At 64.3% G+C, this 22797-nt stretch carries 22 protein-coding genes and 1 pseudogene; 18 read left to right on the forward strand and 5 right to left on the reverse strand.

Annotated features, from left to right (window positions below; all coding sequences use genetic code 11):
* The first annotated feature begins 168 nt into the window (after nucleotides 1–168).
* From QY049_RS08885 to htpG, 4 genes are all read left to right on the forward strand, one after another.
* Nucleotides 169–975 carry a response regulator gene (locus tag QY049_RS08885; RefSeq protein WP_258763944.1) on the forward strand — a complete coding sequence of 269 codons (807 nt, stop codon included), beginning with the start codon at nucleotides 169–171 and terminating at the stop codon, nucleotides 973–975.
* A 137-nt stretch (nucleotides 976–1112) separates the two neighbouring features.
* Complete coding sequence (locus QY049_RS08890) at nucleotides 1113–1712, forward strand: nuclear transport factor 2 family protein (RefSeq protein WP_258763943.1); 600 nt, start codon at nucleotides 1113–1115, stop codon at nucleotides 1710–1712.
* Between the two features lie 279 nt (nucleotides 1713–1991).
* Nucleotides 1992–2423: a hypothetical protein gene (locus QY049_RS08895; protein WP_258763942.1), complete on the forward strand. Its 432-nt coding sequence runs from the start codon at nucleotides 1992–1994 to the stop codon at nucleotides 2421–2423.
* Nucleotides 2424–2548: 125 nt separating this feature from the next.
* A complete protein-coding gene (htpG, locus tag QY049_RS08900; protein WP_258763941.1) occupies nucleotides 2549–4423 on the forward strand; it encodes a molecular chaperone HtpG in 1875 nt (624 codons plus the stop codon).
* A 12-nt stretch (nucleotides 4424–4435) separates the two neighbouring features.
* On the opposite strand, the gene QY049_RS08905 is transcribed toward htpG, so the two are convergent.
* Complete coding sequence (locus tag QY049_RS08905) at nucleotides 4436–7570, reverse strand: efflux RND transporter permease subunit (RefSeq protein ID WP_258763940.1); 3135 nt, start codon at nucleotides 7568–7570, stop codon at nucleotides 4436–4438.
* A 426-nt stretch (nucleotides 7571–7996) separates the two neighbouring features.
* Here QY049_RS08905 and QY049_RS08910 point away from each other — a divergent pair, with 426 nt between their 5' ends.
* Nucleotides 7997–8278, forward strand: a complete 282-nt coding sequence (locus QY049_RS08910) for a DUF3551 domain-containing protein (protein WP_194478011.1) — start codon at nucleotides 7997–7999, stop codon at nucleotides 8276–8278.
* Nucleotides 8279–8338: 60 nt separating this feature from the next.
* Here QY049_RS08910 and QY049_RS08915 read toward each other — a convergent pair.
* Nucleotides 8339–9098: pseudogene (locus tag QY049_RS08915) on the reverse strand (tripartite tricarboxylate transporter substrate-binding protein).
* A 260-nt stretch (nucleotides 9099–9358) separates the two neighbouring features.
* Between QY049_RS08915 and QY049_RS08920 the strand changes: the two are divergent.
* From QY049_RS08920 to QY049_RS08940, 5 genes are all read left to right on the forward strand, one after another.
* Complete coding sequence (locus QY049_RS08920) at nucleotides 9359–11173, forward strand: long-chain-acyl-CoA synthetase (RefSeq protein ID WP_258763938.1); 1815 nt, start codon at nucleotides 9359–9361, stop codon at nucleotides 11171–11173.
* Nucleotides 11174–11324: 151 nt separating this feature from the next.
* The gene (locus QY049_RS08925; protein WP_015688794.1) at nucleotides 11325–11570 is read left to right on the forward strand and encodes an acyl carrier protein; all 246 of its coding nucleotides are present in this window, start codon (nucleotides 11325–11327) and stop codon (nucleotides 11568–11570) included.
* Nucleotides 11557–12939: a class I adenylate-forming enzyme family protein gene (locus QY049_RS08930; protein ID WP_194478009.1), complete on the forward strand. Its 1383-nt coding sequence runs from the start codon at nucleotides 11557–11559 to the stop codon at nucleotides 12937–12939. Before QY049_RS08925 ends, QY049_RS08930 begins: the two co-directional genes overlap by 14 nt.
* A complete protein-coding gene (locus QY049_RS08935; RefSeq protein ID WP_258763937.1) occupies nucleotides 12932–13654 on the forward strand; it encodes an SDR family NAD(P)-dependent oxidoreductase in 723 nt (240 codons plus the stop codon). Before QY049_RS08930 ends, QY049_RS08935 begins: the two co-directional genes overlap by 8 nt.
* 142 nt (nucleotides 13655–13796) lie before the next feature.
* Nucleotides 13797–14012, forward strand: a complete 216-nt coding sequence (locus tag QY049_RS08940) for a hypothetical protein (RefSeq protein WP_258767076.1) — start codon at nucleotides 13797–13799, stop codon at nucleotides 14010–14012.
* Nucleotides 14013–14025: 13 nt separating this feature from the next.
* On the opposite strand, the gene QY049_RS08945 is transcribed toward QY049_RS08940, so the two are convergent.
* On the reverse strand, nucleotides 14026–14373 hold the full coding sequence (locus QY049_RS08945; protein ID WP_194482865.1) for a ribbon-helix-helix protein, CopG family: 348 nt from the start codon (nucleotides 14371–14373) through the stop codon (nucleotides 14026–14028).
* Nucleotides 14374–14589: 216 nt separating this feature from the next.
* On the opposite strand from QY049_RS08945, the gene QY049_RS08950 reads away from it, so the two are divergent.
* Nucleotides 14590–15741, forward strand: coding sequence for a DUF3095 domain-containing protein (locus tag QY049_RS08950; protein WP_258763936.1), 1152 nt, complete (start codon nucleotides 14590–14592; stop codon nucleotides 15739–15741).
* Here the strand turns inward: QY049_RS08950 and QY049_RS08955 are convergent.
* Together QY049_RS08955 and QY049_RS08960 are read right to left on the reverse strand one after the other, a co-directional pair.
* A complete protein-coding gene (locus tag QY049_RS08955; RefSeq protein WP_258763935.1) occupies nucleotides 15738–16178 on the reverse strand; it encodes a DUF2147 domain-containing protein in 441 nt (146 codons plus the stop codon). The genes QY049_RS08950 and QY049_RS08955 overlap by 4 nt on opposite strands.
* A gap of 100 nt (nucleotides 16179–16278) precedes the next feature.
* Nucleotides 16279–16806: a GNAT family N-acetyltransferase gene (locus QY049_RS08960; protein ID WP_194478006.1), complete on the reverse strand. Its 528-nt coding sequence runs from the start codon at nucleotides 16804–16806 to the stop codon at nucleotides 16279–16281.
* 234 nt (nucleotides 16807–17040) lie between these two features.
* On the opposite strand from QY049_RS08960, the gene QY049_RS08965 reads away from it, so the two are divergent.
* The 7 genes from QY049_RS08965 to QY049_RS08995 all read left to right on the forward strand — a co-directional run bounded on the left by QY049_RS08965 (nucleotide 17041) and on the right by QY049_RS08995 (nucleotide 22773).
* On the forward strand, nucleotides 17041–17637 hold the full coding sequence (locus QY049_RS08965) for a superoxide dismutase (RefSeq protein ID WP_258763934.1): 597 nt from the start codon (nucleotides 17041–17043) through the stop codon (nucleotides 17635–17637).
* Nucleotides 17638–17892: 255 nt separating this feature from the next.
* On the forward strand, nucleotides 17893–18153 hold the full coding sequence (locus QY049_RS08970) for a hypothetical protein (protein ID WP_194478005.1): 261 nt from the start codon (nucleotides 17893–17895) through the stop codon (nucleotides 18151–18153).
* A 2-nt stretch (nucleotides 18154–18155) separates the two neighbouring features.
* Nucleotides 18156–18911 carry a metal ABC transporter ATP-binding protein gene (locus QY049_RS08975; protein ID WP_258763933.1) on the forward strand — a complete coding sequence of 252 codons (756 nt, stop codon included), beginning with the start codon at nucleotides 18156–18158 and terminating at the stop codon, nucleotides 18909–18911.
* Nucleotides 18912–18917: 6 nt separating this feature from the next.
* The gene (locus QY049_RS08980; RefSeq protein ID WP_194478003.1) at nucleotides 18918–19787 is read left to right on the forward strand and encodes a metal ABC transporter permease; all 870 of its coding nucleotides are present in this window, start codon (nucleotides 18918–18920) and stop codon (nucleotides 19785–19787) included.
* A 2-nt stretch (nucleotides 19788–19789) separates the two neighbouring features.
* Nucleotides 19790–20653 (forward strand): metal ABC transporter substrate-binding protein, encoded by an 864-nt coding sequence (locus tag QY049_RS08985; RefSeq protein WP_258763932.1) that lies wholly within the window; start codon nucleotides 19790–19792, stop codon nucleotides 20651–20653.
* A 57-nt stretch (nucleotides 20654–20710) separates the two neighbouring features.
* Complete coding sequence (locus QY049_RS08990; protein WP_258763931.1) at nucleotides 20711–21754, forward strand: GTP-binding protein; 1044 nt, start codon at nucleotides 20711–20713, stop codon at nucleotides 21752–21754.
* Complete coding sequence (locus tag QY049_RS08995) at nucleotides 21754–22773, forward strand: WD40 repeat domain-containing protein (RefSeq protein ID WP_194478000.1); 1020 nt, start codon at nucleotides 21754–21756, stop codon at nucleotides 22771–22773. Before QY049_RS08990 ends, QY049_RS08995 begins: the two co-directional genes overlap by 1 nt.
* Nucleotides 22774–22797: the final 24 nt, after the last annotated feature.

A 22797-nucleotide genomic window follows, 5' to 3' on the forward strand; every position in this document is an offset into this window, starting at 1 on the left:
AACCGGGAGCCGTTCCCTGGACGAGTTCAATTCCAGGTTCGACAAAAAGTTCCCCCCTCTGCGGAACTTTTCTTATCCTGAGGCGTAATCAGCCCCAGCAGGGGAACCCGGGCCTCCCCTCATATTGCCTGGTTCTTCAAGGTTGGCCCGATGATGAATGGAGTGGGGATGTCCCGTTCACAGCTCGTTGCTGAACACTTGCCGTTGTTGCGCCGGTATGCACGTGCCCTGACGGGCAGCCAGGCCTCCGGCGACGCCTATGTCGCAGCCATGTTGGAAGCCATGCTGGGAGATCCGTCGGTGCTCGACGAAAGCCACGGGCCGCGTGCCGGCCTGTTCCGGCTGTTCACCCAGATCTGGAATTCGGTCTCGGTCAATGACGACGCCGAGGTGGCGACGCTGCCGATGCCGCCAGAGCGGCGGCTGTCCAACATCACGCCGTTGCCGCGGCAGGCTTTCCTGCTGCTCTCGCTCGAAGGGTTTTCGGAAGAGGAAGTTGCCTACATTCTCGCGACCGATGTCGCCGAGACGCGGCGGCTGGCCGACACCGCCGGCCGCGAGATGGCGGCGGAGATCGCGACCGACGTCCTGATCATCGAGGACGAGACCTTCATTGCCATGGATCTCGAGAGCCTGGTGAAGAATCTCGGCCACAATGTCGTCGGCGTCGCGCGCACCCATGCCGATGCGGTGGCGCTGGCCAAGAACAAGCGGCCGGGCCTCATCCTTGCCGACATCCAGCTTGCCGACGGTTCGTCGGGCCTGGACGCCGTCAACGAGCTGCTCCGCACCTTCGAGGTGCCGGTGGTGTTCATCACCGCCTATCCGGAGCGCTTCCTCACCGGCGAACGCCCGGAGCCGGCCTTCCTGATTTCAAAGCCGTTCCAGCCCGCCATGGTGTCGGCGGTGGCGAGCCAGGCGCTGTTCTTCCAGCGCAATTCGCGCAACCGCACGCCGAAGGCGCCTGCGGCGTAAGACTCGGGCGGTTCGGCACAACGCCAAGTGATCCAATCCGGCGTGCTGCAAGCACGCCGGATTTTTCACGGCCGCTTGACGCCCATCGCGTTCGCCGCTCATACCTCGTGCATCGCCCCACATTGGAGACGTGCACCATGGACCAGCAGCTGCTCGACCGCCTCGCCATCCGCGACCTCGTCGAGAACTGGGCGGTGTGGCGCGATGCAGGCGATTGGGAGCGGTTTGCCTCCGTCTGGCACGAAGGCGGCTGGATGTCCGCCACCTGGTTTCAGGGGCCGGCACGGGACTTCATGCGCGTCAGCCAGGAGGGCTTTGCCAAGGGCGTGCGCATCCTGCATTTCCTGGGCGGCACCAGCATCGATCTCGCAGGCGAGCGGGCCATTGCGCAGACCAAGATGACGATCTCGCAGCGGGCTTTGGTGCACGACGTGCTCTGCGACGTCGTCTGCACCGGGCGGTTCTACGATTTCCAGGAGAAGCGGAAAGGTCAGTGGGGCATCGTCCGCCGCCAGCCGATCTACGAGAAGGACCGGATCGATCCGGTCGATCCTGCCGCGACCCTTCGCCTCGACCAGCAGGCGCTGGCAGCGCTGCCTGAAGGCTACCGCCACCTCGCCTACATGCAGGAGTTGATCGGCTACAAGGTCAAGCGCGACATGCCGGGCCTCATCGGCGCCGAGGTCGAGAAGCTCTATGCCGAGGGACGGGCGTGGTTGGCGGGGAAGACCAGATAGTCTGCAAGCAAGGCGAGCCCCGGACAAAAGTAAGGCGCGACTGGCATCACCACAGTCGCGCCCTACGTCGCCGGCTTATGGGGCAGGGGGGAATAGCCGGCTGTTGGAACGACTCCCTGGGGCGAGAGTCGTTCCAGCTGATTGCAAATTTTTTTGTTCGGCCTTTTGTGCGGCCTGGCGTGAATTTGGGACACGGTTAAGTGATCTTAACGTCTCGGAAACTCCGCTCCTCCCTCCGCGTTGTTCCCGCGATCGCCAAGGGGCGAGGGATCGACAGCCATGCCACAGACTCAAAAGGTATTTTTTGGTGCCGTCGCACTCGTCGCGACGCTGGGCGCCGTTCAGGTCGGCGCCGTGCAGCTGGCCTCCGGCCACGATCTGGCCTCCCGCTGGGAAGCGCTCGCTGATCAGCCGGGCCAAACCTCGGGCCCCAATGTCGCAAGTCACATTGTCAATCGCGCCGGCAAGTCCGACCGTCAGGCCGCGCTGAAGCCATCGGCAGTTCCAACCCGCACCGTCTCGATGCGGCTGAACGATCTGCCCGATACGTCGGTGCTGCTCCGCGTGCCCGCGGCCATCGAGACCGGCAACGCCAAGCCGGCGCCGACGCTGCTGAAGTCTGGCCGCAAGCCGACGATCGCCTGCGAGCCGATGGTCAGCTCCCTGACCGAGGTCGCCAAATTGCTGCAGCCAGGCCGTTGCGTGACCTGATCCGCATCGGCCCTCGTGCGAAAACCGCTCTCCTGTCGGGAGGGCGGTTTTGGGCGTCCACTTGATCCCCTATCCCATCACGTTATATCCCGGCTTTCTCCATTTCTGATTGACCGGGTAAACGCATGACGACGTCCGACACGGCTACGCATACGCAACCTTTCCAGGCCGAGGTTTCCGAACTGCTGCACCTGATGGTGCATTCCGTCTATTCGGAGACCGACATTTTCCTGCGCGAGCTCGTCTCCAACGCCTCCGACGCCTGCGACAAGTTGCGCTATGAGGTGATCGCCAATCCGGGCCTGCTGGGCGAGGGCGACGAGCTCAAGATCCGGATCATCCCGAACAAGACAGCGGGAACGCTTGTTGTCGCCGACAACGGCATCGGCATGGAACGGCAGGAGCTGATCGACCATCTCGGCACCATCGCCCGCTCCGGGACCAAGGCCTTCGTGTCGAAGCTGAAGGAAGCCAAGGACGGCCTCGGCCTGATCGGCCAGTTCGGCGTCGGCTTCTATTCCGCCTTCATGGTCGCCGACAAGATCGTCGTCGTCAGCCGCCGCGCCGGCGAGAGCGATGTCTGGACCTGGACGTCATCAGGCGGCTCCGGCTTCGAGATAGCGCGCGCCAGTGACGAAGAGGCGGCCCGTGTGGCGCGGGGCACCGAGATCGTCCTGCACCTGAAGGACGACGCCAGGAAATATCTCGAGACCTACGAGATCGAGCGCATCGTCAGCGCCTATTCCGACAACATCCTGTTCCCGATCGAGCTGGTGCCGGAAGAGGGCGAGCCGCGCCAGATCAATTCGGCGAGCGCGCTGTGGCAGCGCTCGAAATCGGAGCTGACGGCGGAAGACTACAAGAAGGCCTATCAGCAGATCGCGTCCGCCTTCGACGATCCCGCGATGACGCTGCACTACCGCGCCGAAGGCCGCTACTCCTACGCGGTGCTGCTGTTTGCGCCGTCGGCCAAGCCGTTCGACCTGTTCGAGCCGAACCGCAAGGGCCGCGTCAAGCTCTATGTCCGCCGCGTCTTCATCACCGACGACGCCGATCTGCTGCCCGGCTATCTGCGCTTCATCCGCGGTGTCGTCGACAGCGAGGATCTCCCGCTCAACATCTCGCGCGAGATGCTCCAGAACAACCCGCAACTGGCGCAAATTCGCAAGGCCGTGGCGACCCGCGTCGTCAACGAGCTCGAAGGCCTCGCCGAGAAGGACGCCGAGAATTTCGCAAAGATCTGGGACGCCTTCGGTGCGGTGCTGAAGGAGGGCATCTACGAGGATTTCGAGCGCCGCGAAAAGCTGCTGGCGCTGTCGCGCTTCACCACCACGGCCGGCGAGACGCGTGCGCTCAAGGACGTCGTCGCCGATTTCAAGCCGAACCAGACCGAAATCTATTATCTGGTCGGTGACAGCATCGAGCGGCTGAAGTCCAGTCCGCGGCTGGAAGCGGCGGCCGCGCGCGGCATCGAGGTGCTGCTGCTGTCCGATCCGGTCGACGCGTTCTGGACATCGATGTCGACGGAGTTCGAAGGCAAGCCGCTGAAGTCGCTGAGCCAGGGCGATCTCAATCTCGACCTGATTCCACGCGTCGACGAAAAGGACGAGGAGAAAAAGGACGAGCCCCAGGCGGACGAGGCCGCCACGATCGCGGTGATCAAGGCGGCGCTGGGCGAACGCGTCAGCGACGTCAAGGCCTCGACCCGCCTGACAAGCTCGGCGTCCTGCCTCGTCGCCGACAGCCAGGGCCCGAGCCGCGAGCTCGAGCGCATCCTGGCGCAGCAAAACCGCGGCCTACGCACCCGGCCCATCCTGGAGATCAACCTGCGCCACCCCATGGTCACGGCGATCACCAGGGCCCAGGCTGGCTCCAAGACGGTCGACGACCTCAGCCTGCTCCTGCTCGAACAGGCGCAGATCCTGGATGGCGAGCTGCCTGAAGATCCGGCGGCATTTGCCGCGAGGTTGAACCGGCTGGTGTTGCAGGGGCTGGGCTGACGCGGGCCCTGCTTACTCCGCCGCGTCCTTCTGCTCCTCGCCCTCTTTCTCCACCACCGGCTTCCTCTCCATCCAGCGTGACAGCGTGTTGGAGAGGCGGTCGAGGTAGAGGTAGACGACGGGGGTCGTGAACAGGGTCAGCGCCTGGCTGACGATGAGGCCGCCGACCATGGCATAGCCGAGCGGTTGGCGGATCTCGGCGCCGGTGCCGGTGCCGAGCATCAGGGGCACGCCGCCGAGCAATGCTGCCATCGTGGTCATCATGATCGGTCGGAAGCGCAGCAGCGCGGCCTGGCGAATCGATTGCTCCGGCGTCAGGTGCTGCTCGCGCTCGGCGACGATGGCGAAGTCGACCATCATGATGCCGTTCTTCTTGACGATGCCGATCAGAAGGATGACCCCGATCAGGGCGATCAGGCTGAAATCGAAGCCGAAGACCATCAGGATCGCGATTGCTCCGACGCCGGCGGAGGGCAGTGTGGACAGGATGGTCAGCGGGTGGATGTAGCTCTCGTAGAGCACTCCCAGCACCAGATAGACCACGACGAGCGCGGCGAGGATCAGCATCGGCACGGTGCCGAGCGACTGCTGGAATGCCTGTGCCGTTCCCTGGAAGCTCATCGACAGCGTCGGCGGCGCCCCCATCTCGTTCACCGCGCGCATCACGGCCGCGGTCGCCTGTCCGAGCGCGATACCCTCGGCAAGGTTGAAGCTGATCGTCACGGCCGGAAACTGGCTCTGATGCGCGATCGCGAGCGGTCGCACCGGCTCGTTGTTCCAGCTGCAGACGACCGAGAGCGGGACCTCGTCGCCGGTCAGCGGTGACTTGATGTAAAGCTTGTCGAGCGTGTCGAGCTTGCCTTGCAGCGCCGGGGTTATCTCGAGCACGACGTGATAGCTGTTGGTCTGCGTGAAATATTGCGCCACCTGGCGCTGGCCGAAGGCGTCGTAGAGCGTGTCGTCGATCAACTGTGGCTGGATGCCATAACGCGCGGCGGTGTCGCGATTGATCGTGAGCTGTACGGTCGTGCCCTCGGTCTGCTGGTCGGTGGCGACGTCGCGAAGCTCCGGCAGGCCTTTCATGTCCGTCAGGATCTTCGGCGCCCAGGCGTTCAGCTCGGCAAGATTGGCGTCCTGGAGCGTGAACTCGAACTGGGTGCGGGTGGCGCGTCCGCCGAGCCGTACATCCTGCGAGGCTTGCATGTAGAGCCGTGCGCCTTCAACCTCGGCGAGCTGCGGTCGCAGCCGCGCAATGATCTGTTGCGCATTGGCGTCGCGCTCCCCGATCGGCTTGAGCGTGACATACATGCGCCCGGAATTCAGCGCCGTGCCGCCGCCGCCGATGAACATTGCGATGGAATCGACTGCAGGGTCTGCCTGCACGATGGCATTGAGCTCCTCCTGCCGCCGCTTCATCTCGGCGAAGGAGATATCCTGGGGCATCTCCGACACGGCGGTGAGGAAGCCGTTGTCCTGCTGCGGGAAGAAGCCCTTGGGGATCAGGACGAATAGCAGCCCCGACAGCGCGACGGTGGCGAAGAAAACGCAGAGCGTGATCAGGCTGTGCCGCAGCGCGAGGTCGAGCCCGCGCTCATAGGCGCCGAGCAGGCGCTCGAACAGCCGCTCGCTCCATTGGTAGAAGCGACCGTGGCGGGCTTCGTGGTCGGAACGCAGGAAGCGTGAGGCCATCATCGGCGTCAGGCTCAGCGAAACCACGAGCGAGACGAAGATCGCCATCGACAGCGTCACCGCGAATTCGCGGAACAGCCGGCCGATGATGCCGCCCATCAGCAGCAGCGGGATCAGCACGGCGACCAGCGAAATGCTGATGGAAACGATGGTGAAGCCGATCTCTGCTGCGCCCTTGTAGGCGGCGGTAACAGGGTTTTCGCCCTGCTCGACATAGCGCGTGATGTTCTCCAGCATCACGATGGCGTCGTCGACCACGAAGCCGACCGCGATGGTCAGCGCCATCAGCGAGAGATTGTCCAGGGAGTAGCCGAACACCCACATCAGCGAGCAGGCGCCGAGCAGCGCCAGCGGTACCGTGATGCTCGGGATGATGGTGGCCCAGAAGCTGCGCAGGAAGATGAAGATCACCATCACCACCAGAACGATGGTGATCAGGAGCGTGATCTGCACGTCATCGACCGCGGCGCGGATGGTGATGGTGCGGTCGCTGATGATCTTGATGCCGATCGCCGGCGGGATCGCCGCGATGAGTCGCGGCAGCTTCTGCTTGATGCGGTCGACCGTCTCGATGACGTTGGCGCCGGGCTGCTTGAAGATGACCAGGAACACGCCCCGCTTGCCGTCGGCCCAGGCCGCGGTCTTCATGTCCTCCGGACCCGACACCGCCTCGCCGATGTCGCGAATCCGCAAAGGCGCGCCGTTGCGATAGGCGATAATCACGTCCTGCCACTGCGCGGCCTCGAGCAGCTGGTCGTTGGCATAGACCGTATAGGCGCGCCGGGCACCGTCGATGCTGCCCTTGGGGCTGTCCGTGGTCGCGATCGCGATCTGGCTGCGCACGTCCTCCAGCGACAGTCCCTTGGCGACCAGCTTGGCCGGGTCGATCTGGATGCGGACCGAGGGCTTCTGCTGTCCGCCGACAAACACCTGGGCGACACCGGGAATCTGGCTGATCTGCTGCGCGAGCTGGGCGTCGGTACGGTCGCTGACGGTGGTCAGCGGCAGCGTGTCGGAGGTCGCCGACAGGATCATGATCGGCGAATCCGCCGGGTTGACCTTTCTGTAGGTCGGGGGTGAGGGCAGGTTCTTCGGCAACTGGCCGCCCGCGGCGTTGATCGCGGCCTGCACGTCGTTGGCGGCGGCATCGATCAGGCGATTGAGATCGAACTGGATGGTGATCGATGCCGAGCCGAGCGAGCTCGTCGAGGTCATCTGCGTGATGCCGGGGATTTGCGCGAGCTGGCGCTCCAGCGGCTGCGCCACGGAGGACGCCATGGTTTCCGGGCTGCCGCCCGGGAGCGAGGCGGAAACCTGGATGGTCGGAAAGTCGACCTGCGGCAGCGGCGCAACCGGCAGCAGAGGGTAGGCCACGAGGCCTACGAACAAGATGCCCGCCATCAGCAGCGAGGTGCCGATTGGATAGCGGATAAATGGAGACGAGATACTCTCTTGCATGCCCTGAGCCCACAGACCGGCGAGCGCATCTTCTCGCCGCGTACGGCGGAGCCGCACTCGAGAGATCGAGAGCGAATCTGCGTTTCCTTCAGCCCGTATGTTTTTCGATGCCCCGGAACGTCATCGCTCCGGGGCCGGCGTTGTCATCGAGAGACTAGTCGGTTCGCCCAGGCCTGCGAATGGTTTCCTGCGCCGGTGGCGTGCGACCTTTGTCGAAGGATTGTTGTCGCGAGATATGCATTGAGTGCAGATCGCCCAAGGAGCGCCTTTGCGGTTTCAGTCAGTTAAGGCGCCGTGTCGCATCGTTTTTTGGTGCGTGTCACAAGCGGGAGAGGTATGAATAGGAACGATCGCTTCTTCCGCGCTGCTGTGCCATATCGAAATAGCATAACGCTTGCCGTCGCTACCGATTCGAGGAAATGTCCGATGCGCCTGCCTCTCCTGACCATCACAGCCATTGCCACGCTGTTCGTCGCGGCAGATGCCAGCGCCCAGACCTACGATCCGCGTTATCCGGTGTGCATGCACGTCTATGCGGGCGGCGGCCCCAGTGGGGGCGGCGCCAACTGGTTCGACTGCTCCTTCACGTCGCTGCCGCAGTGCCGCGCCACGGCATCGGGCCTCGCGGCCAGCTGCGACCTCAATCCCTACTACGCTTTCGACGAGCCGCCGCCCCCGCCGCGCAGGCGTCACAAGAAGGTATATTGACGGACCGGGATGCGTCGTACGGGGTAACCACCAGCTTGCTTAGCGCGCAAAAGCAGCAAGCTATTCCTTCTTGATCCCCGACAGCTCGACCACTTTGCGCCAGCGCTCGGTTTCGGCGGTGAGCATGCCACCGAATTCGCCGGCCTTGCCGTGAAGCGGGATCGCGCCCGAGTTCGGCGATGCGGGCTTTGATCTCGGGATCGGATAAAGCCGCGTCGACCTCGCGATTGAGCAGGTCGACGATCTCGCGCGGCGTGTCGTAGGGCGCGCCGGCGCCGTAGAAGGATGAAGTCTCGTAGCTGGACAACGTGTCCGCGATCGGTGGCACACCGGCCATCGACTTGAACAGCTCGCCGGAGAGATGCAACGACGTGCCGATGCCGGAGGAGGCGATCGGCATCTTGCCGGGATTGGCCTTGGCGTAGGCGATGAAGTCCGCGACGTTCTTCACCGGTAAATCGTTGTTGACGACCAGCACCAGCGGAATGCGTGCGATGCCGGCGACCGGTGCGATGCCTTTGGCGAAATCATAGGGCAGGGCCGGATCGAACGAGGCATTGATCGCGTTCGCGGTCGAGGTCAGCAACAACGTGTATCCGTCCGGTGCGGACGCGATCACGGCTTGGGTTCCGATATTGCTGCCGGCGCCTGGCTTGTTCTCGACCACATTGGTTTGCCCAAGCCGGTTGGACAGGCGCTGGCAGATCAGCCGCGACAGCACGTCCGTGGCGCCGCCCGGTGCGTAAGGAACCACCCATTTCACGCTGCGCGAAGGATAGGACGGGTTGCCGATCGCAAAGGCGCGCGGCGCTACGAGCACAGCCGCGGCGCAGGTCGCGGTCTGAAGGAATCATTGTCGCCTCCAGTTCATCTCGCGCGAGGCGAGGGGGCACGCGCAGCGTGCCCGAATGACTGGATTTGCTATCGCAAGAATTGCGCGAGGTCGCGCGCCGTTCCCATCCGCTTGGTAAAGGATGATTGCAGTTAATCGAGAGCTAACCGAGTTTTACCTTGTCTCTTAACACCTGGGCAGGACGCGCGGGCTAAGCTGCCGGCAACAAGCAGATACCGTCCGAAAGAATGAACGGCATGACAACCGGCGTCATCGAGCAACCCAGAGCCGCGCGCGCGCCCTCGGCTTCGAAGATCTGGCTGAAGGCGATCGAACTGACCGCACGGATCGAGACGCTGCCGGGCCGCCTGTTCGCGGACGTCATCGACGACTGGGCGCGGCGTCAGCCCGACCGTGTCGCGCTGGTCACGGATGACGCGGCACTCGACTATGACGGCCTGTCGAAGCGCATCAATCGTTACGCGCGCTGGGCGCGTTCGGTTGGCGTCGTCAAGGGCGACACCGTCGGCCTGATCATGCCGAACGGCGTCGATTATGTCGCAGCCTGGCTCGGGATCAGCCGTGTCGGCGGCGTGGTGGCGCTGCTCAACACCAAGCTCGTCGGGAAATCTCTCGCGCATTGCATCGATGTCGCAAAGCCCTCTCACATCATCGTCGCGCATGATCTCGCCGCGACGCTGGCGAGCGCAACGTCGCATCTCAAGACAAGTGCAGAAATCTGGACCCACGGCGATTCCCGCAGCGAGCGTGCGATCGACGTGGCGCTCGCCGCGCTCGATGACGGGGCGCTGTCGCCGGAGGAGCACGGTGGCGTCGCCATCGATGATCGCGCGCTGCTGATCTACACCTCAGGCACGACGGGACTGCCGAAAGCGGCCAGCATCAGCCACCGCCGAATTCTCAACTGGGGTTTCTGGTTTGCCGGCCTCACCGGCGCGACGCCGCAGGACCGGCTCTATGATTGCCTGCCGCTGTTTCACTCGGTCGGCGGCATTGTCGCGCCGTGCAGCATGCTGGCCGCCGGCGGCTCGGTGGTGATCGCGGAGAAGTTTTCGACGTCGAATTTCTGGTCCGACATCGTCCGGCACGACTGCACGCTGTTTCAATATATCGGCGAACTCTGCCGCTACCTGCTCAAGGCGCCGCCGTCGGAATACGAGAACCGCCATCGTCTGCGGATGGTTTGCGGCAATGGCCTGCGCGGCGACATCTGGGAGGATTTCCAGGGCCGCTTCGCCATTCCCCGCATTCTCGAATTCTATGCCGCGACCGAAGGCAATTTCTCGCTGTTCAACGTCGAGGGCCTGCCGGGTGCGATCGGCCGCATCCCGCCGATGCTGGCGCATCGCTTTCCTGCCGGCCTCGTCAGGCTCGATCCGGATACCGGGGCGCCCCTGCGCGATGTCGAGGGCTTTTGCATCGCCTGCGCCCGCGGTGAGGCTGGCGAGGCCATCGGCCGCATCGGCAGGGCAGACGAGGGCGGTGGCCGCTTCGAGGGCTACACCGATGCCGGCGAGACCGAGAAGAAGATCCTGCACGATGTCTTTGCCAAGGGTGATGCCTGGTTCCGCACCGGCGATCTGATGCGGCTCGACGACAAAGGCTTCTTCCATTTCGTCGATCGCATCGGCGACACTTTTCGCTGGAAGGGCGAGAACGTCGCGACCTCGGAAGTCAACGACGCCGTGCGCGATTTCACCGGCGTGGTCGATGCCACCACCTACGGCGTCAGCATTCCCGGCACGGATGGCCGCGCCGGCATGAGCGCGATCGTCGTGAACGAGGGATTTGATATCGCGGCCTTGCCTGCGCATCTCGCACAGCGCCTGCCGGCCTACGCCCGTCCCGTTTTCATTCGCATCTCGCGCGAGCTCGATGCGACCGAGACGTTCAAGCAGAAGAAGGGTGAACTTGCCCGCGAGGGCTTCGATCCCGGGGCGGTGACGGACCCGATGTTCATGCTCGAGCCGAAATTCGGCGCCTATGTCGCCCTCGATTCCGAAGTATTTGCGCAGATCGAGGACGGTGCGATCAGGCTGTAGCCGCGCCAAAATCGGCAGATCGGTCCAATTTTATCTGAATTGTCCAAGAGGGCATTTACTTCTGTCCGGTAAACAAGCGGCCATGGGAGGCGGTCTTCGAGAGCCGCCGCAAGAAACACGGTTGGTTAACTAAGCAAGAGGCGAGAAAGCCATGTCGGTCAGGTCTAAAGTCATCGAGGCGATCCAGCAGATCGCCAAAGAGCAGCACGTCACGCTTCCCGCCCTCTCGGACGATTTGTCCCTGCACGAGACGGGTTTTGACTCGCTCGCCTTCGCCATCCTGGTCGCGCGTCTCGAGGACGAGACCGGCGTCGACCCCTTCACCATTTCCGAGGACGCAGCGTTCCCCGCCACGGTTGGCGATTTCGTGCGGGCCTACGAAAATGTCCCCGCGTGAGATTTTTGCGCTCCGTGACCATCTCGGCGCGGAACTGAAAGACCGGACGCTGTCGGACGCGCACCATGTGGTGTCGCTGACCGACATCCTGTCGCAGACGGTTCTCGGTGGCCGCCTGCGCGAGCTGTCCGGCCGCGCCGTCCTGCTCAAGCTGTCGGACCAGCTCCGGTCGGGCGTTGCCATGATCGAGCTCGACGGCATCGCCCGTCGCATGCTGCTGTGCCCGCCGGATCTCAACCCCGCGCATCTGGAGGCGCTGATCGCCGATGCCGGGATCGACGCCGTCGTCACCGACGAGCCCGATTGCTGGGCGGGGACCGGCGTGTCGCTGGTCGTCACCGCACAATTACCGCTCCAGGCGACGGCGCCTGCCAGGACAGAGCGCGCCACGGAATGGCTGATGCTAACCTCCGGCACATCAGGCGTGCCGAAAATCGTCGGTCACACGCTGGAAGCGCTCACCGGCGCCATCGTCGCTGAAGGTCCCGCAAAGGGACCCGCGCCGGTCTGGGCGACGTTCTACGACATTCGCCGCTATGGCGGCTTGCAGATCTTCCTCCGCGCCATCGTCTCCGGCGGCTCGATGGTGCTGTCTGACCCGCACGAGGCGCTGGCCGATCACGTCGCGCGGCTGAATGCGCGCGCCGTCTCCCACATCTCCGGTACGCCCTCGCACTGGCGCAAGCTCCTGATGAGCGGCTCGGCCGCGCAATTCGCTCCTCGCTATGTTCGTCTCTCCGGCGAGATCGCCGACCAGGCGGTGCTCGACGGGCTGAAGGCGGCTTTCCCCAATTCCTCCGTCGGGCACGCCTATGCCTCGACCGAGGCGGGCGTCGGCTTCGCGGTCAATGACGGGCTTGAAGGTTTTCCGGCCGACTATCTCGGCAACCGCAACGGCGTCGAGATGAAGGTCGTCGACGGCTCGCTGCGCATTCGCTCGACGCGCACGGCGCACGCCTATATCGGCCGTAACGCCGCCGCGCTCACCGATGGCGACGGGTTCGTCGACAGCGGCGACATCGTCGAGTTGCGGGGCGACCGCTATTATTTCGTCGGCCGCCGCGGCGGCATCATCAATATCGGCGGGCTGAAGGTTCATCCAGAAGAGATCGAAGCGGCGATCAACCGTCATCCGGACGTGCGGATGTCGCGCGCGAAGTCGCGGCGCAGCCCGATCACCGGGGGCATCGTCGTCGCCGACGTGATTCTCGCCGAAGGCACCGATCAGGCCCGGGCGAAGGAGATCCGCGACCAGATCCTTGATCAGTGTCGCTCGCAGCTGGCCTCGCACAAGGTGCCGGCGGTGATCCGCTTCGTCGAGGCCCTCGACGTCACCCCGGCCGGTAAACTGGCACGCACCGATGCATAATGTTCTCGTCACCGGCGGCAGCCGCGGCATTGGCCTTGCGATCGGAAAGCGCCTGGTCGGCGCCGGCTACAACGTCATTGCGGCGGCGCGGCGCGAGACCGACGAGCTCAAAGCCGCGATCGCGGAGTCGGATGGGCGCCTGCATTTCCGTGCCTGCGATCTCGCCGTGATCGATGCGATTCCGGCGTTCGCAAAGCTGGTGCGCGACGAGTTCGGTCCGACCTATGGCCTCGTCAACAATGCCGGCCTCGGCACCGAGGGCCTGCTCGCCACCATGCACAATTCGGAGATCGAGGCGCTGGTGCAGCTCAACGTGCTGTCGCCGATCATCCTCACGAAATATGTCGCGCGGCAGATGATGGCCGATGGCGCAGGCCGCATCATCAACATCTCCTCGATCATCGCGACGACGGGCTATAACGGCCTCTCGGTCTATGGTGCGACCAAGGCTGCGGCGACCGGCTTCACGCGTTCGCTCGCGCGCGAGGTCGGCAAGCTCGGCATCACCGTGAATGCGATCGCGCCCGGCTTCATCGATACCGAGCTGACGCACAATCTCTCCGACGATGGCCGCAAGCGCATCGCTGGCCGCAGCGCGCTGCGCCGCCTGCCGGAGACTGATGACGTCGCGCGCATGGTGGAATATCTGCTCGGCGAGGGCGGTCGCAACGTCACCGGCACGGTGTTCACGATCGACGCCGGCAATACGGCATAAGGCGGAACTCTGCCATCGCAATCGGGTTGATTCGGCACAATGACATCGGGCCGGATTTGGTCGTAAGATGCTTCACCATCGATTGGGTTACGTCAATCGAACTGCCCTAACCGACAGGGAGCAGTCCATGGCTTCTCAAAATATGGTCACGTCAAACGTCACCGTTGCAAATCAGGGCGGGACACCTGCGGAGCCATCGCCCGCGAAGCTGGACGAGGCGCGTTGCCCGCCGATGTCGCATCAAAACTCCGGCGGCCATGGCTATGAAATGTATCCGCAGCAATTCGTGCGGCTGATCGGCTGTCATGACGCGCCGTCGCCAGGCTTGCGCAAGCGCCAGCACGAGAAGCTGCATTAGCGCGTATCGGCGCTCACGTCTGCTGTTTCGGCAGATCAATCCGCTCGTGGGAGAATTCGGGAGGTCCCTCGGTGAGGCGGCGAATGCGGCGCTCGCGCTCGTCCGCGGGGAGAGCCGGATCGAGCAGCCCCTCGATTTCATGCACCGCGATTTCTTCGATCCTGGCGGCATCCGATGTGATCGTGATCTCGGGCGATGCCGGCATCGCGGGGGCGAGCTTCAGACCCAGTTCGAGGAGCTGGTAGATCGCGTCCGAGCGCGAGAGGTGACGAGCCCGGGCCCAGGCGTCGATGGCCGCGGTCAGCCGTTCCGGCAGTTTTACGGCACTGATGATGTCAGGCACCTCGATGATCCCGTGCAACGCCTCTGAGAGTTTGGGAGCGTAGGCCTGATCCCAGAGCCGCTGTTTGACTCCGATCAATGACAATGTGCGGCATAGCGGCGCGGCGCGACCTTGTTGTCGGGCGCCATTTCGGCCAATGATCGGGGCCTCGAAAGGACCGCCCAGGCGAACCCCGATCGATCCTGCCACGTATCTCGTTCGGACGTGCGCTTTCCAACCATCCGGCACCACGCGATGATCTCAGGCGAATCCTTCTACGGCAGCATCCCTGTCTTCCGCGGCTTCACCAGCCTGATGGAGCCAAAACTCTATTCGCCGCTGCCGGAGGACTGGAGCATCGGCGTCGCCGATATCGTCGATTCCACCAAGGCGATCGCGGCGCAGCGCTACAAGGCGGTCAACATGGCCGGGGCCGCCGTGATCGCGGCGGTGACGAATGTGCTGGGGGGGCGCGAATTTCCCTTCGTGTTCGGCGGCGACGGTGCGAGTTTTGCGGTCGCACCCGGCGATCTCGATGCGGCGCGCGACGCGCTGGCCGCGACCGCGACCTGGGTGCGGGAAGACCTCGACCTGAAAATGCGAGTCGCGCTGGTGCCGGTCAGTGCCATCCGGGCGAAAGGTCTCGACGTGCGCGTCGCGCGCTTCGGTCCGTCGGCCAATCTGTCCTATGCGATGTTCTCCGGCGGCGGGCTCGCCTTCGCCGACGCCGCGATGAAGCGCGGCGAGTTCGCCGTTGCCGAAGCGCCCTCCGGGACGCAGCCCGATCTCTCCGGCCTGTCCTGCCGTTTCGAGGTGATGCCGGCCTCGCGCGGGATGATCCTGTCGGTGCTGGTGATGCCGGCTGCCGGCGTCGACCCGCAGGCGTTTCGCAATGTGATCGAGGACATCATCCATCTCGTCGAGCGCAGTCCGGATGCGGGCCGTCCGGTGCCGCCGCAGGGACCGCCGCTGAAATGGCCGCCGCAAGGGCTGGACTACGAGGCGCGGGCGATCCGTGGCGGCTCGTTGTTCAAGCGTCGTGCCAGCCTGCTCGCCTTTACGTTCTTCGCCTATGTCCTGATGCGCTTCGACATCAAGGTCGGCGGCTTCCTGCCAAAGGTCTACAAGCGCCAGGTGGTCGAGAATTCCGACTTCCGCAAATATGACGACGGCCTGCGCATGATCCTCGACTGCACGCCGGAACTCGAGCGCGCGCTGAGCGATCGCCTCGCGGCGGCTGCCCGCAACGGCGTCGTGCGCTACGGCCTTTATCAGCAGGATGCGGCAATGATGACCTGCTTCACCCCCTCGGCGCTGCGCAGCGATCACGTGCACTTCATCGACGGTGCGCGCGGCGGCTATGCTTCGGCGGCAACGGCGTTGAAGGCTATGGCAGCCGCGCGCTAGCGTCCCGCCCGCGTCCAGGTCTCGCCGCCGCAGAGTGCGCCGACGCAGCCTTCGACCCGCAAGCTCTCTGCGCCGGTCACGGTGACGCTGCTCACATAGGTGCTGCCGTCGTCTGCATTGTAGATCTGGCCCGACCATTTGTTCGGGCTTGCGGGCTGCATGCCGGAGAACAGCGGCAAGCCGATCATCGGACGCTTGGCGAGCGCGGGATTGGGATTCTTGCTGTCGGTCGCGGGCTGGCCGGTCGCGGTGTCCATCGGCTCGCGCAGCCAGACGATATGGCCGCAGATGCCGCCGCCGCATTTGCTGATTTTCACGCGCGCATCGCCGGCCTGAGTGAGCCAGGTCCCGCTCGCGTCGGCATCTTGTGCATGCCCGACCGTGGTGCCGGAGAACGCCGCCAGGAGAACGGAGAGGAAGATGAATCTGCGGGACATGGTCGGGCCTCGAAATGGAGGGCGTCTCCATAGCAGCAAATCAGAATCCTGCAACGCCTGATGGAATTACATTCCTGCGTGCATTTGCCTCAGGAAGCTCTCACCACGGCAGGCCGCACAGGTCGATCGTGCCGAGCGTCGGCGCTCGGACGATGTTGAAGACGTAGGGCGCCATGACGTCGAAGCGGATGCGCCCCTCGGGCTGCTCGCAATAGACCTCGCCCTTGAAGGGCAGCCAGCTGCGGGCCTGGTAGAACGCGGCATTGTGCGGCTCGCAGAACAGGATCGCAAAACGAACCGCCTCGTTGGCGCGCATGGTGTGCACGGCGGCGTCGATCGCCATGGTCGCATAGCCGCGGTTTCTGCGATCCTCGCGCGTGCAGACGCCGCCGATACCGCCGACATGTACCTTCTGCCCATTCCAGGTGACGGTGCGGAAATAGATGCCGACGTGGCAGACAAGGCCGTCCGCCGGCGTCTCGATCAGTACGCGCAGATCGGCATTGGCCCATTTCACATGCCCCCACGGTAGCTTCGCGACGATGTCAGGTCCCCAGACCGCCTGATGCAGCGGCTTGGCGATCGGCCATGAGGCGTCGCCGTTCAATATGTCGATCTCGATGCTCATGGCTCTGCCTTGGGTCCCGGCTGGTGGTGCATTCGTTCTGTCATAAGCGCTTCAAAGGCAATGATATTTTGTAGCACATCCGGTGAACATGCGCTTGCCTGCGGCGAAGCTGTGCAATCAGCCCGCGCGATCGCGTCATGGCTTTTCGCAAATTGGCGGTATTTAACGACGCAGGAACCTTCTATAAGGGGTGACCGTTAGAACACGTTCCCCACCAGTTGCGGACAAGAACCCATGACCTTTACGCTGCCCCCACTCCCTTACGCCTATGACGCCCTCGGCCAGTTCATGTCGAAGGAGACGCTGGAATTCCACCACGACAAGCATCACCAGGCCTACGTCACCAACGGCAACAACGCGCTCAAGGGCACCGAATGGGAAGGCAAGTCCCTTGAGGAGATCGTCAAGGGCTCGTTCGGCAAGAATCCTGCGGTGTTCAACAACGCCGGCCAGCACTACAACCACATCCATTTCTGGAGCTGGATGAAGCCGAATGGCGGTGGCGCCAAGCTGCCGGGCAAGCTCGAGAAGAAGATCAACGAGGACCTTGGCGGCTTCGAGAAGTTCAAGACCGACTTCCAGGCGGCGGGCGTCGGCCAGTTCGGCTCCGGCTGGTGCTGGCTCCAGGTCAAGAACGGCAAGCTCGAAATCTCCAAGACCCCGAACGGCGAGAATCCGCTGGTGCACGGCGCCACCCCGATCCTCGGCTGCGACGTCTGGGAGCATTCCTACTACATCGATTATCGCAACCGCCGTCCGGATTATCTCAAGGCGTTCGTCGAGAACCTCGTGAACTGGGAATACGTCGAGTCCCTGTTCGAGAAGGCGTGAGGTTCACTCCGTCATCCCGGGGCGATGCGAAGCATCGAACCCGGGATCTCGAAAGTTCGGCTTTGCTGCCCGGAATGAGGGAAACAAAGGCGGTCGCTCACGCGGCCGCCTTTTTGCAGTGTGGAATTGACCTGGGGGTCGTCTTCGCGCCGTCCCGGTGCCGTTCCCGTTCGCGGCGGCCGCCGTCGCGCTGGCGATCGGCAAGCCCTGAGCATCCCGTGGACAGGCGTAATGTTATAATATAACATTCTTGGCATGGTTCCCGCCGCGTCCCCCGCCCATCCTCACGACCACGCTCATGGTCATTCGTCTGGCCACTCTCACGGCCATTCCCACGAGCCCGGGCATTCGCACGGGCACGACCACACCCACGCCCACGTCCACGATGTGGCTTCGCCGCACCCGGCCCAGGACGCGCCCTGGTCGATCCTGCGCATGACCATGGCCGGCCGCCTCTCGGCCGCCGTCGCCGTCTGCGCCGTGCTCTGGGGCATCGTTTGGCTGGCGATGAGGTGACCATGGCTGCGCTAGACTTTCACAACGTCACGCTCGGCTACGACCGCCACCCGGCCGTGCACCATCTCAATGGCGAGGTCGCATCCGGCGCGCTAGTCGCGGTGATCGGCCCGAACGGCGCCGGCAAGTCGACGCTGCTGCGCGGCATCGTCGGCATTCTCAAGCCGCTCGACGGCAGCATCCATCTCGGCGGGCTGGATGCCCGCGACATCGCCTATCTGCCGCAGAGCGCGGACATCGACCGCAGCTTCCCGATCTCCGTGTTCGATTTCGTCGGCACCGGCCTGTGGCGCGGGACCGGCCTGTTCGGCGGCATCGGCAAGGTCGCCCGCGAGAAGATTCTTCGCGCGATCGCCTCCGTCGGCCTCAACGGGTTCGAGAACCGGCCGATCGGCACGCTCTCCGGCGGGCAGATGCAACGCGTGCTGTTCGCGCGCGTGCTGCTCCAGGATGCGCGCCTGATCGTGCTCGACGAGCCCTTCAACGCCATCGACAGCAAGACCATTGCCGATCTGCTTACGCTGGTGAAGCACTGGCATGCCGAGGGTCGCACCGTGCTCGCCGCGCTCCACGACATGGAGATGGTACGTGCCCATTTCAGCGAGACCTTGGTACTGGCGCGCGGCCCCGTGGCCTGGGGACCGACGGCCGAGGTGCTGACGCCTGAAAACCTGATGGTCGCGATGCGGATGTGCGAGGCCTTCGACGACACCGCAGCGGCCTGCGCGGCCGACGATGTCAGTTCGCGAGCGGCGTGATCCCAGATGATCCATGACGCGCTGATCGGTCCGTTCACCGAGTTCGAATTCATGCGGCGGGCGCTTGCCGCCGTGATTGCGCTCTCGCTGGCGGGTGCGCCGATCGGCGTGTTCCTGATGCTGCGCCGGATGAGCCTCGTCGGCGATGCCATGGCGCATGCGATCCTGCCCGGCGCGGCCGTTGGCTTCCTGCTCTCCGGCCTCAATCTGTTCGCGATGACGGCCGGAGGACTGATTGCCGGCTTTGCGGTGGCGATCCTCGCCGGCGTGGTCGCGCGCTCGACCGGGCTGAAGGAGGACGCCTCGCTCGCGACCTTCTATCTGGCCTCGCTGGCGCTCGGCGTCACCATCGTCTCGATCAAGGGCACCAATATCGACCTGCTGCACGTGCTGTTCGGCAACATCCTCGCCATGGACGACCAGACGCTGCTGGTGGTCGCCTTCAACGCCACGGTGACGCTGCTGGTGCTTGCGGTGATCTATCGCCCGCTGGTGATCGAGAGCGTCGATCCCCTGTTCCTGCGCACCGTCAGCCGTGCCGGCGGCCCCGCGCATCTCGCCTTCCTCGCACTGGTCGTCATCAACCTCGTCAACGGGTTTCAGGCGCTTGGTACCTTGCTGGCCGTGGGCCTGATGATCCTGCCGGCCGGCATTGCGCGGTTCTGGTCGCGCGATCTCACAATGATGATCTGCATCGCGGTCGTCGCTGCTGCTCTCTCCGGCTATGCCGGCCTCGTGCTGTCGTTCCAGACCCGCGTGCCTTCGGGCCCTGCGATCATTCTGGTGGCGACGGTATTCTACATCGTCTCGGTCCTGTTCGGCCGCGTCGGCGGTATCGTCCGGCAGATGTTTCCGGGCCGCCATCTGGAAGCGTGACGATGCGGCGCATTCTCCTCTGTTTGCTCTTGGTGATCGCCTCGCCGCTGCACGCCGCCGAGCGGCTCAATGTGGTCGCGAGCTTCTCGATCCTCGGCGATTTCGTGCGGAATGTTGGCGGCGACCGGGTCAACGTCACGACCCTGGTCGGCCCGGACAGCGACGTCCATGTCTACACTCCGGCGCCATCAGATGCGAAACGCATCGCGAGGGCGAAACTCGTCGTCGTCAACGGGCTCGGCCTCGAAGGCTGGCTGCCGCGCCTCGTGCAATCCTCCGGCAGCAAGGCGCAGGTCGTCACCGCGAGTGCCGGCATCGCGCCGCTGAAACTCGGCTCGGCCGCCGATCCGCATGCCTGGCAATCCATCCCCAACGCCAAGATCTACGTGACTGACATCGCCAACGCGCTGGCCGCTACCGACCCGGATGATGCGGACTTCTTTCGCACCCAGGCCAAGACCTATCAGGAAAGGCTCGAAGCCCTCGACCGCGAGGTCCGGGATGCCGTCGCCAAGATCCCGCCCGAGCGGCGCAAGGTGATCTCGACCCACGATGCCTTCGGCTATTTTGCTGCGGAATATGGCATTCAGTTCATCGCCCCCCTGGGTGTCTCCACCGAAACCGAGCCGAGCGCGCGGGACATCGCCGCCATCATCGGCCAGATCAAGGCCCAAAGAATCCCGGCGGTATTTCTTGAAAATATCAGCGATGACCGGCTGATCCGGCAGATCGCGGCCGAGACCGGCGCAAAGGTCGGCGGGACCCTCATTTCGGACGGTTTGACCGGCGAAAAGGGGCCTGCACCCACTTACATTGACATGGTCAGGCACAATATAAAGGCCCTGACCAGCGCGCTTGACCATTAGGGCAGGGGGCCACCCCGCCGCCTCGCGTCGCGCGGAAAAGCCCGATCCGGAGTTGTTATGCCTGAAGCGACCGCCTCCAAAATTCCCGTGACCGTCCTGACCGGCTATCTCGGTGCCGGCAAGACCACGCTCTTGAACCGCATCCTGTCGGAGAACCACGGCAAGAAATACGCCGTCATCGTCAACGAATTCGGCGAGATCGGCATCGACAACGACCTCATCATCGGCGCCGATGAGGAAGTGTTCGAGATGAACAACGGCTGCATCTGCTGCACCGTGCGCGGCGACCTCGTCCGCATCATGGACGGATTGATGAAGCGCAAGGGCAAGTTCGACGCCATCATCGTCGAGACCACGGGTCTTGCCGATCCCGCGCCGGTCGCCCAGACCTTCTTCGTCGACGAGGACGTGCAGAAGAACGCGCGGCTTGATGCGGTCGTCACGGTCGCCGACGCCAAATGGCTGTCCGATCGTCTGAAGGATGCGCCCGAGGCCAAGAACCAGATCGCGTTTGCCGACGTCATCGTGCTGAACAAGACTGATCTCGTCACCAAGCCGGAGCTCGCCGAGGTCGAGGCCCGCATCCGCGGCATCAACCCCTATGCGAAACTCCATCGCACCGAGCGCTGTTCCGTGGCGCTGGCCGACGTGCTCGATCGCGGTGCGTTCGATCTCGACCGTATCCTCGACATCGAGCCTGACTTTCTCGTGGCCGATGACCACGATCATGATCATCACCACCATCACGACCACGACCATCACCACCATGATCATGGCCACGGCCTGAAGCACTATCACGACGAGGACATGCAGTCCCTGTCGCTCAAGACCGACAAGCCGCTCGATCCGAATGTGTTCATGCCCTGGCTCCAGAATCTGGTGCAGGTCGAGGGCGGCAAGATCCTGCGCTCCAAGGGCATCCTCGCCTTCCACGACGACGACGACCGCTACGTCTTCCAGGGCGTCCACATGATGCTGGAGGGCAACCACCAGCGGAAGTGGAAGGAGGGCGAGCCGCGCGAGAGCCGCCTCGTCTTCATCGGCCGCGAATTGCCGGAGAAGGCCATTCGCGAAGGCTTCGAGAGCTGCATCGTCTCGTGATGAAAGAGTTTTCGCCGGCCCCCGATTCCGCCTCGATCGTCTCCGTCACCGATCGCGTCAAGCCCGTGACGCTCGGCATGGCCGTCACGTCGGTGCATTTCCTCGGGCCCCGCGCCGCCTTCGTCGGCGGCGAGGAGAATGTCGCGTTCGTCGACGCGAAGGGTGAGGTCAGCACCGTTGCCGTTCACGGCGGCGGCATTCTGTCGACGGCTTCCGACGGCAAGCGCCTCGTCATGGGCGGCGACGACGGCAAGGTCGTCTCGCTCGATGCCAAGGGCGAGGCGACGCTGCTCGCGACCGATCCGAAGCGGCGCTGGATCGATGCCGTCGCGTTGCATCCGGATGGCGCCTTCGCGTGGTCTGCCGGCAAGACGGCGACCGTCAAGAGCGGCAAGGCCGAGGAAAAGTCCCTCGACGTGCCCTCGACCGTCGGCGGTCTCGCGTTCGCGCCGAAAGGCCTGCGACTCGCGATCGCGCACTACAACGGCGCCACGTTGTGGTTTCCCAACATGGAGGGATCGGCGGAATTCCTGCCCTGGGCCGGCTCGCATCACGCCGTCACCTTCAGCCCGGACAACAAATTTCTGGTCACCGCGATGCACGAGCCCGCGCTGCACGGCTGGCGGCTCGCGGACAACAGGCACATGCGCATGACCGGCTATCCCGGCCGCGTCCGCTCGATGTCCTGGAGCGCGGGCGGCAAGGGACTGGCGACCTCGGGCGCCGACACCGTCATCATCTGGCCGTTTGCCAGCAAGGACGGCCCGATGGGCAAGGAGCCCGCGATGCTCGCGCCGCTTCAGGCCCGTGTGGCCGTGGTGGCCTGCCATCCGAAGAACGACATTCTGGCCTGCGGCTACAGCGATGGCACCGTGCTGATGGTGCGTCTGGAGGACGGCGCCGAGATCCTGGTCCGCCGCAACGGCACCCCGCCGGTCGCCGCGATCGCCTGGAATGCCAAGGGCACGCTGCTCGCCTTCGCCGACGAAAATGGGGACGGCGGTCTGCTGGAGCTTTGATCTGTCATCGTTCCGGCCGTATAG

It is taken from the genome of Bradyrhizobium sp. WYCCWR 13022 (genome assembly GCF_030435535.1).
In the GTDB taxonomy this organism is placed as follows: Bacteria; Pseudomonadota; Alphaproteobacteria; order Rhizobiales; family Xanthobacteraceae; genus Bradyrhizobium.

Bases quoted from the DNA above. Each gene is read 5' to 3' on its own strand.
- QY049_RS08905 (WP_258763940.1), bottom strand. From the start codon at position 7,570: ATGCAAGAGAGTATCTCGTCTCCATTTATCCGCTATCCAATCGGCACC.
- QY049_RS08910 (WP_194478011.1), top strand. From the start codon at position 7,997: ATGCGCCTGCCTCTCCTGACCATCACAGCCATTGCCACGCTGTTCGTC.
- QY049_RS08950 (WP_258763936.1), top strand. From the start codon at position 14,590: ATGATCTCAGGCGAATCCTTCTACGGCAGCATCCCTGTCTTCCGCGGC.
- QY049_RS08955 (WP_258763935.1), bottom strand. From the start codon at position 16,178: ATGTCCCGCAGATTCATCTTCCTCTCCGTTCTCCTGGCGGCGTTCTCC.
- htpG (WP_258763941.1), top strand. From the start codon at position 2,549: ATGACGACGTCCGACACGGCTACGCATACGCAACCTTTCCAGGCCGAG.
- QY049_RS08975 (WP_258763933.1), top strand. From the start codon at position 18,156: ATGGCTGCGCTAGACTTTCACAACGTCACGCTCGGCTACGACCGCCAC.
- QY049_RS08930 (WP_194478009.1), top strand. From the start codon at position 11,557: ATGTCCCCGCGTGAGATTTTTGCGCTCCGTGACCATCTCGGCGCGGAA.
- QY049_RS08935 (WP_258763937.1), top strand. From the start codon at position 12,932: ATGCATAATGTTCTCGTCACCGGCGGCAGCCGCGGCATTGGCCTTGCG.
- QY049_RS08890 (WP_258763943.1), top strand. From the start codon at position 1,113: ATGGACCAGCAGCTGCTCGACCGCCTCGCCATCCGCGACCTCGTCGAG.
- QY049_RS08885 (WP_258763944.1), top strand. From the start codon at position 169: ATGTCCCGTTCACAGCTCGTTGCTGAACACTTGCCGTTGTTGCGCCGG.
- QY049_RS08990 (WP_258763931.1), top strand. From the start codon at position 20,711: ATGCCTGAAGCGACCGCCTCCAAAATTCCCGTGACCGTCCTGACCGGC.
- QY049_RS08920 (WP_258763938.1), top strand. From the start codon at position 9,359: ATGAACGGCATGACAACCGGCGTCATCGAGCAACCCAGAGCCGCGCGC.
- QY049_RS08995 (WP_194478000.1), top strand. From the start codon at position 21,754: ATGAAAGAGTTTTCGCCGGCCCCCGATTCCGCCTCGATCGTCTCCGTC.
- QY049_RS08980 (WP_194478003.1), top strand. From the start codon at position 18,918: ATGATCCATGACGCGCTGATCGGTCCGTTCACCGAGTTCGAATTCATG.
- QY049_RS08940 (WP_258767076.1), top strand. From the start codon at position 13,797: ATGGTCACGTCAAACGTCACCGTTGCAAATCAGGGCGGGACACCTGCG.
- QY049_RS08895 (WP_258763942.1), top strand. From the start codon at position 1,992: ATGCCACAGACTCAAAAGGTATTTTTTGGTGCCGTCGCACTCGTCGCG.
- QY049_RS08960 (WP_194478006.1), bottom strand. From the start codon at position 16,806: ATGAGCATCGAGATCGACATATTGAACGGCGACGCCTCATGGCCGATC.
- QY049_RS08965 (WP_258763934.1), top strand. From the start codon at position 17,041: ATGACCTTTACGCTGCCCCCACTCCCTTACGCCTATGACGCCCTCGGC.
- QY049_RS08925 (WP_015688794.1), top strand. From the start codon at position 11,325: ATGTCGGTCAGGTCTAAAGTCATCGAGGCGATCCAGCAGATCGCCAAA.
- QY049_RS08970 (WP_194478005.1), top strand. From the start codon at position 17,893: ATGGTTCCCGCCGCGTCCCCCGCCCATCCTCACGACCACGCTCATGGT.
- QY049_RS08985 (WP_258763932.1), top strand. From the start codon at position 19,790: ATGCGGCGCATTCTCCTCTGTTTGCTCTTGGTGATCGCCTCGCCGCTG.